Source organism: Mycobacterium sp. 1165178.9, from assembly GCF_001673555.1.
Lineage (GTDB): Bacteria > Actinomycetota > Actinomycetes > Mycobacteriales > Mycobacteriaceae > Mycobacterium.
The window spans coordinates 1-9,035 of the sequence record NZ_LZMB01000269.1; the positions used below are offsets into that span (position 1 = coordinate 1).

Consider the following 9,035-nt stretch of genomic DNA (forward strand, 5'->3'; position numbering starts at 1 on the left):
TCGGCGCTGGATCTGCTCGATGCCACGGAGCACGCCCGGCTGGCGAGGTGGGGCAACAGTGCGGTGCTCGAGCGGCCCGCGGCCCCGGCGGTGTCGATACCAGGGTTGTTCGCCGAGCAGGTAGCACGCACCCCGGAGGCCATGGCCTTGACCTTCGAAGGCCGCTCGATGACGTACCGGGAGCTTGACGAGGACGCCAACCGACTGGCCCACCACCTGACCGACTACGGCGTAGGCCCGGGCGCCTGTGTGGCGCTGCTCATTCCCCGCTCTGATCGCGCGATCGTCGCGATCTTGGCGGTGCTCAAAACCGGTGCGGCATATGTGCCGATCGACCCGGCGCTGCCGGCAACCCGGATCGACTTCATGCTCGGCGACGCCGCTCCGATCGCCGTCATTGCCACTGATGGGCTGGGTGGGCGGCTGGACGGGCACGACGTTGCAGTGATCGACATCGACGACCCCGCTGTTCGGGATCGTCACTGCACGCCGTTGCCGTCCCCTTCCGCTGATTACATTGCCTACATCATCTACACGTCCGGGACCACCGGTGTCCCCAAGGGCGTGGCCATAACTCACCACAACGTGATCCAGTACATCGGGTCGCTGTCCGCCGATCTGCGGCGCCCCGGCGTCTGGACGCAGTGGTTCTCTTTATCGTTCGACTTCTCGGTCCTGGAGATCTGGGGGGCGCTCTTCAACGGTGGGCGGCTGGTGGTGGTCCCCGAGTGGATGACAAGCTCGACGACCGACCTTCGTGACCTACTGATATCCGAACGAGTCGACGTCTTTGGTCAAACCCCTTCGGCGGCAGGGGCTATGCCGCCCGAGGGTTTGGAGTCGGTGGCGTTACTCGTGGGTGGTGAAGCCTGCCCGGCCGACCTGGTGGACCGGTGGGCGACTCCCGGGCGGGTGATGATCAACAAGTACGGCCCGACCGAGGCCACGGTGGACGTGACCTACAGCGCGCCCTTGATCGCGGGTTCGGGGGCCCCCCCAATCGGTTCGACATTGCCGGGGGCCGCACTGTTTGTCCTCGACATGTGGCTGCGGCCGGTCCCGCCCGGCGTGCTCGGCGAGTTGTACATCTCCGGAACCACTGTGGGATACGGATATTGGCGCCGTTCCGGTTTGACCGCATCGCGATTTGTGGCCTGCCCGTTCGCCGGCCCGGAAGCGCCGGCGCAACGGATGTATCGCACCGGCGATCTGGTGTCCTGGGATGCTGACGGGCAGTTGCGTTACGCGGGGCGTGCGGATGAGCAGGTCAAGATCCGCGGGTATCGCATCGAGTTGGCCGAGGTCCAAACGGCGCTGGCTGACCTCGAGGGTGTGGCACAGGCGGCGGTGGTCGCCCGGGAGGATCGCCCCGGCGACAAACGTCTGGTCGGCTATATCACCGGGACCGCAGAACCCGCCACGCTGAAAAGCGCTCTGGCCGAGCGATTGCCGGCCTACATGGTGCCGGCCGCGTTGGTGGTGCTGGACGCGTTGCCCTTGACGGTCAATGGCAAACTCGACGCGCGGGCCCTACCGGCACCCGAATACACCGATGCGGGTCAATACCGCGCCCCGACCAACCCGACCGAGGAGATCCTGGCCGGCCTCTACGCCCAAGTCCTCGGATTGGATCGGGTCGGAGTCGACGAATCGTTCTTCGAACTGGGCGGCGATTCGCTGTCGGCGATGCGGGTCGTCGCCGCGGTCAACACCACGTTGAACGCGGGCCTCGCGGTGCGCGCTCTTTTCGAGGCGCCCACGGTGGCACAGTTGGCGCCCCGTATCGGCGCGGATGAAAGCCGGCTCGAGCCGTTGGTGCCGGTTGAGCGGCCCGAGATAGTCCCGTTGTCGTTCGCCCAGAACCGGTTGTGGATCATCGATCAGTTGCAGGGGCCCTCACCCGTTTACAACATGGCGGTGGCCTTACGTCTGGACGGGCACCTCGATGTGGACGCGCTCGCGACGGCGATGACCGACGTGGTGGACCGTCATGAAAGCCTGCGCACGCTGTTCCCTTCGGTCGAGGGAGTTCCCCAACAGTTGGTGGTGGCGATCGAGCGGGCCCACTTCGGCTGGGACGTCGTCGACGCGACGGGCTGGTCGGCGAGCCGGCTGGAGGACGCCGTCGGCGCGGCGGTGCGCCGCCCCTTCGATCTGGCTGCCGATATTCCTTTGCGCGCAGTGCTTTTCCGCGTTGCCGATGACGAACACGTTCTGGTTGCGGTGGTGCACCATATCGCCGGTGACGGCTGGTCTATGACGCCATTGGTCCGTGATCTGGGAGTGGCGTATGCCGCCCGGTGTGCGGGGCAAGCCCCGGGTTGGGCGCCGTTGCCGGTGCAGTACGCCGATTACACGTTGTGGCAGCGCGCCCAATTCGGCGATCTGAGCGATCGCCAGAGCCGCATCGGTGCGCAGCTGGCCTACTGGGAAGACGCGCTGGCCGGGATGCCCGAGCGCATTCAGCTGCCCACCGATCGGCCCTATCCGCCGGTGGCTGACTACCGCGGCGCGCACATCGCGATGGAGTGGCCGCCGGAGTTGCAGCAGCGGGTGGCCCAAGTGGCCCGCGAGCACAATGCGACCAGTTTCATGGTCATGCAGGCCGCCCTCGCCGTGCTGCTGTCGAAGATCAGCGCCAGCAGCGATGTTGCGGTCGGATTCCCGATCGCGGGACGGCGCGATCCGGTGCTGGATGATCTGGTGGGCTTCTTCATCAACACCTTGGTGCTCCGGGTCGACCTTGCGGGAGACCCCTCAGTCGCCGAGTTGCTTGCGCAGGTCCGTGGTCGCAGCCTGGCGGCTTACGAACACCAAGACGTGCCGTTCGAGGTGCTGGTGGAGCGACTCAACCCGACCCGCAGCCTCACGCATCACCCGCTGGTCCAGGTGTTGTTGGCGTGGCAGAACTTCAATGGGCCGGACATCGGGTCCACCGTCGGGTTGCGCTTGGGCGATCTGCAGGTCACCACGCTGCCGGCCGACACCCAGGTCGCCCGCACTGACCTGACATTGTCGTTCGCCGAACGCTGGACCGAGGCCGGCGAGCCCGCCGGCATCGAGGGGATGGTGGAGTTCCGCACCGACGTGTTCGACGCCGACAGCATCGAGGCGCTGATCAAGCGGTTGGAGCGAGTGCTGGTGGCGTTGACCGCGGACCCGACCCGGCGGCTGTCGTCGGTCGATCTCCTGGACGACACCGAGCGCGCCCAGCTGCTTGGCTGGGGTAACCGGCCGGCGTTGAGCCAGCGTGTCACCGCCTCGCCGTCAATTCCGGAATTGTTCGCCGTCCAGGTGGCCCGCGTCCCGCAGGCGGTCGCGGTCACTTCTCAGGGTCTGTCGATGACCTATCGCGAGCTTGACGAGGCCGCTAATCGACTGGCGCACTTCCTCGTCGCTCAGGGTGCGGGCCCCGGTGAGCGTGTGGCACTGCTGTTCTCCCGCTCGGCCGAGGCCATCACGGCGATCCTGGCGGTTTTGAAGACCGGCGCGGCGTACGTGCCGTTCGACCCTGAGCATCCACCGGCGCGCATGGAGTTCATGCTCGGCGATGCCGCGCCGATCGCCGTCGTCACCACGGCAGAGCTGCGCCCGCGCCTGGATGGCCGTGGTCTTCTGGTCGTCGAGTTCGACGATCCCCGGATCCGCACCTATCCGTGCACCGGCCTGCCGGCGCCGGCCCGCGAGGACATTGCCTATCTGATCTACACCTCAGGCACTACCGGTGTGCCCAAAGGCGTTGCCATCAGCCACCACAACGTCACCGAATTGTTCGAATCCCTCGAGGGTGAGATGCGGCTCGAAGAACAGGTGTGGTCGCAGGCGCACTCCCTGGCCTTCGACATTTCCGTCTGGGAGATCTGGGGTGCGCTGTTGTACGGCGGGCGGGTGGTCGTCGTCCCCGAGTCGGTGACGCGGTCACCGGAAGACTTCCACGCCACGCTGGTGACCGAACAGGTCAGCGTGTTGAGCCAGGTGCCCTCGGGGTTCTACGCACTGCAAACCGCGGACACGCTATCGCCGGAGCTCGGGCGTCAGCTGAAGCTGCAGGCGGTCGTGTTCGGCGGTGAGGCGTTAGAGCCACAGCGCCTTCGAACGTGGTGGCATAACCATCCCGGAATGCCACGTCTGCTGAACCTGTATGGCACGACGGAGACGACGGTGCACGCCTCCTTCCGGGAGATCGTCGACGGCGACTTGGACAGCGCTGCGAGCCCCATCGGGGGACCGCTGGCGCACCTGGCGTTCTTCGTGCTGGACGGGTCGTTGCGGCCGGTACCGGTCGGCGTGGTCGGGGATTTGTATGTGGCCGGTTCCGCGGCAGCGTACGGCTATATGGGACGGGCCGGGCTCACGGCCTCGCGGTTTGTGGCGTGTCCGTTCGGCGGCAACGGGGCATCGGCCCAGCGCATGTATCGCACCGGTGACCTGGTGTGTTGGGGCGCCGATGGGGAGCTGCGGTATCTGGGGCGCGCCGATGAGCAGGTCAAGATCCGTGGGTATCGCATCGAGTTGGGCGAAGTGCAGGCCGCGCTGCTGGGGCTGGACGGGGTGGAGCAAGCGGCGGTGATCGCCAGGGAAGACCGCCCCGGCGACAAGCGCCTGGTCGGTTACATGACCGGCAGCGCCGACCCGGCCCAGGTGCGGAGCGCGTTGGCAGAGCGGTTGCCGGCCTACATGGTGCCGGCGGCGGTGGTGGTGCTGGACGCGCTGCCGCTGACCGTCAACAGCAAGCTCGACAAGCGTGCTCTGCCCGCACCGGAGTACCAGGACGCCGATCACTACCGGGCACCGGGCAGCGCGGTTGAGGAGATTCTGGCCGGGATCTACGCCCAGGTCTTGGGGCTCGAGCGGGTCGGGGCCGACGAGTCGTTCTTCGAGCTCGGCGGGGACAGCATTTTGTCCATGCAGGTGGTGGCCCGGGCCCGCGCCGCCGGTCTGATATGTCGGCCGCGCGATATTTTCGTCGAGCAGACCGTGGCGCGGCTGGCCCGGGTGGCGGGGGTCGCCGAAGGTGCGGGCGGCCCGGTCGACGAGGGTGTCGGGCCGGTGCTGGCGACCCCGATCATGCGTTGGCTGCACAGCGTCCAGGGCCCGGTCGACCAGTTCAACCAGACGGTGATGGCGCAGGCCCCGGCGGGTGTGACCGAGGCCGACGTCGTCGCGATTTTGCAGGCCTTGGTGGATCGGCACGCCATGCTGCGGCTGCGCGTCGAGGACGATGGCGCCGGCGGCTGGTCATTGACGGTGCCGGTGGCCGGTTCGGTGGATGCCAACGATCGCCTGCAAGCGGTGGATGTGTTGTCAGAGGAGGCGCTGGTCAAGGCGCGGTCGCGGTTGAACCCGGCCGGCGGGGTGATGCTCAGCGCGCTGTGGGCGGACTCGACGGGTCAGTTGGCGCTGATCATTCACCACCTGGCCGTTGACGGGGTGTCGTGGCGAATTCTGCTGGAAGACCTCAACACCGCCTGGGTCCAGCGTCGTGGCGGCCAGCCGATTACACTGCCGGCGGCCGGGACGTCGTTTGCCCGGTGGTCGTCGCTGCTGGCCGAGCACGCCCAGAGCCCCGCTGTGGTGGAGCAGGCCGACGCGTGGCGGCAGGTGGCGGCGCTTCCGGCGGCGCTGCCCGCCCTTCAGCCCGCGGTGGATACGTTTGCCGCGGCCGGTCACTTGTCGGTGTCGCTGGACGCCGACACGACCCGGATGCTGTTGGGCGAGGTGCCGACGGCGTTCCATGCCGGAGTACACGAAATCTTGCTGATCGCCTTCGGTCTGGCGTTGGCGGAATTGTTGGGCCCAGGCGGCGCGACGATCGGCATCGACGTGGAGGGTCATGGGCGCCACGAGGAGCTGGCCGCCGATATCGATCTGTCGGGCACGGTGGGGTGGTTCACCACCAAATACCCTGTGGCCCTGAGCCTCGGTGGCCTGGCGTGGAGCCACGTAGTGGCCGGCGAGGCGGCGTTGGGAGCGTTGATCAAGGACGCCAAGGAGCAGCTGCGCGCCCTGCCCGATCCGCTGGGCTACGGGCTGTTGCGGTATCTGAATCCCGATGTCGAGTTGGGCGGATCCGACCCGACCGTCGGGTTCAACTATCTGGGACGGCTGGGCGCTGGGGCTGACCTTTCCGAGGACATGTGGCGCCTCTGCCAGGACAGCTTGGCGTTGACCGGTGCGGCCGCGGCGATACCCATGCCGCTGATGCACACCGTGGACCTGAACGCCGGCACGGTGGACACCGATACCGGCCCGCACCTGCACGCCAACTGGACGTGGGCGCCGTCGGCGGTGGATCGCGAACAGGTCGACCGGTTGGGCCGGTTGTGGTTTGAGGCCCTGGCCGGAATCTGCGCGCATGTTCGCGGTGGCGGGGGCGGGTTGACCCCGTCCGACATCGCGCCGGCGCGGCTGAGCCAGCCGCAGCTCGATGAGCTGCAGGAGCAGTACCGCATCGCTGACGTGTTGCCGTTGACCCCTTTGCAGCAGGGACTGCTGTTCCACACCACCACCACACAGCGCGGCGACGATGTCTACGCGGTGCAGCTGGACATCACCTTGAGCGGTGCCCTCGAGGCGGACCGGCTGTACGAGGCGGTGAACGCGGTGGTAAACCGGCATCCGAATCTGGCGGCCCGATTCTGCCCGCAGTTCGACGAGCCGGTGCAGCTGATCCCGGCCGAGCCCGTGGTGCCTTGGCGATACGTCGAGTTGGACGCGCGCGGCGACGGAGTCGAGGTCGATCGCAAGGTGCAGGAGGTATGTGCGGCCGAACGCGCCGCGGTGTGCGATCTGGCGGACCCCCCGGCGTTTCGGGCGGCATTGATCCGTACCGCGCCGGATCGGCACCGGTTCATCCTGACCAATCACCACATCGTCATGGATGGGTGGTCGCTGCCGATTCTGCTGGGCGAAGTAATTGCCAGCTATTACAAGCAGCGACTGCCGGCGGCAGCGCCATATCGCCACTTTGTGAGGTGGCTGGCCGGACGCGACCTTGAAGCCGCCCGCGCGGCCTGGCGCGACGTGCTGGCCGATTTCGACACCCCCACTTTGGTGGGTCCGCCCGGGCGGGTGCGGCTCGGAAAGCGAGGCGTCGCGTCGTTTACGGTTCCTGCGGACACCACCGGGGCGCTCGGTGAGCTGGCGCGGTCGCATCACACGACCGTGAACATCGTCATGCAGGCGGCGTGGGCGCAGATATTGATGTGGCTGACCGGCCGGCACGACGTCGCGTTCGGCATCGCGGTGTCGGGCCGGCCGACGGAGCTGGCCGGTGCGGACTCGATGGTGGGGCTATTGATCAACACCGTCCCGATGCGCGCGCGCATCACCGCGGCGACCACGGTCGCCGGGTTATTGGAGCAACTGCAAGACGTCTATAACGCGACTCTGGAGCATCAGCATCTGGCGCTGGGAGAAATCCACCGCGCCACCGGACATGATCAGCTGTTCGACACCTTGTTCGTCTTCGAAAACTATCCCGTCGACGCTGCCGCGCTCGCCGGGGATCACGAGTTGGCCATCACCGACGTCGCCGCCCGTGAAAACAACCACTACCCGCTGGCGGTGCAAGTCCAGCCCGGTGCGCAATTGAGCCTTCGCGTCGAGTACGACACCGACGTGTTCGACGCAGCCAGGATCGAGTCGCTCTTCAGGAGGTTGCAAAAGGTGCTGGTGGTTATGACCGCCGATGCGGAGCAGCAGTCATGACCGCCGACACGACGCGGCGGTTGCTGTCGATTGATCTGCTCGACGACGATGAGCAGGTCGGGCTGGATGAGTGGGGCAATCGGGCGGCGCTGGGCCGGCCGTCGGCGGCGGTGTCGATTCCAGAGTTGTTTGCCGCGCAGGTAGGACGCACGTCGCAGTCGGTGGCGTTGACCTGTGAGGGTCGCTCAATCTCGTATTGGGAACTTGACGAGGCTTCGAATCGCTTGGCGCACTTGTTGATTGGGCGAGGTGCGGGCCCGGGGCAGTGCGTCGCGCTGCTGGTGCCGCGCTCGGCCGAGGCGATCGTCGCGATCCTGGCGGTCCTCAAGACCGGCGCGGCCTACGTGCCGATCGATCCCGCGCTGCCCACGGCGCGGATCGAGTTCATGGTCGCTGACGCGGCGCCGGTAGTCGTGATCAGCAGCGCGGAGCTGCGGTCGCACCTGGACGGGTGCGAAGTAGCGGTCGTCGACTTGGCCGATCCGCTTGTGCGCGATCAGCCCAGTACCGGTTTGCCGGCGCCGGCCCCGGATGATGTCGCTTACCTGATCTACACCTCGGGCACTACCGGTGTCCCCAAGGGGGTGGCGGTCTCGCACCGCGGTGTCACCGAATTGGTGGCCGCAGTGGAGAGTCGGTTGCCAGCGGGGCCGGTGCGGGTGTGGTCGCAGTGGCATTCGCTGGTGTTCGACGTGTCGGTGTCGGAGATTTTCGGGGCGTTGTTGCATGGTGGGCGGTTGGTGGTGGTGCCCGAGGAGGTAGCCGCGTCACCGGATGACTTGCACGCCTTGCTGATTCGCGAACAGGTCACGGTGTTGAGTCAGACGCCGTCGGCGGTGGGGGTGATGTCGCCGGAGGGTTTGGAGTCGGCGGCGCTGGTGGTGGCCGGCGAGGCCTGCCCGGTCGAGCTGGTGGATCGATGGGCGCCGGGTCGAGTGCTCATCAACGCGTACGGCCCCACCGAGGCGACGGTGTACGCGGCGGTCAGCGCGCCGCTGTCGGCGGGCTCGGCGGCGGTGCCCATCGGTTCCCCGGTGGCCGGGGCGGCGTTGTTCGTGCTCGATGCCGGGCTGCGTCGCGTCTCGGCGGGCGTGGTGGGCGAGCTTTATGTGGCCGGTACCGGCGTGGCCTACGGGTACGTCGGTCGGGCGGGGTTGACGTCGTCGCGATTTGTAGCGTGCCCGTTTGCCGGTGAGGGGGCGGCGGGGGCGCGGATGTATCGCACCGGGGATTTGGTGCGATGGGGCGCCGATGGGCAGTTGCAGTATCTGGGTCGTGCCGATGATCAGGTGAAGATCCGTGGGTATCGCATCGAGCTGGGTGAG

1 pseudogene is annotated in these 9,035 nt (G+C 67.3%); it reads left to right on the forward strand.

The features are described from left to right. Positions 1–9,035: pseudogene (locus A5652_RS27565) on the forward strand (amino acid adenylation domain-containing protein); the annotation flags it as partial.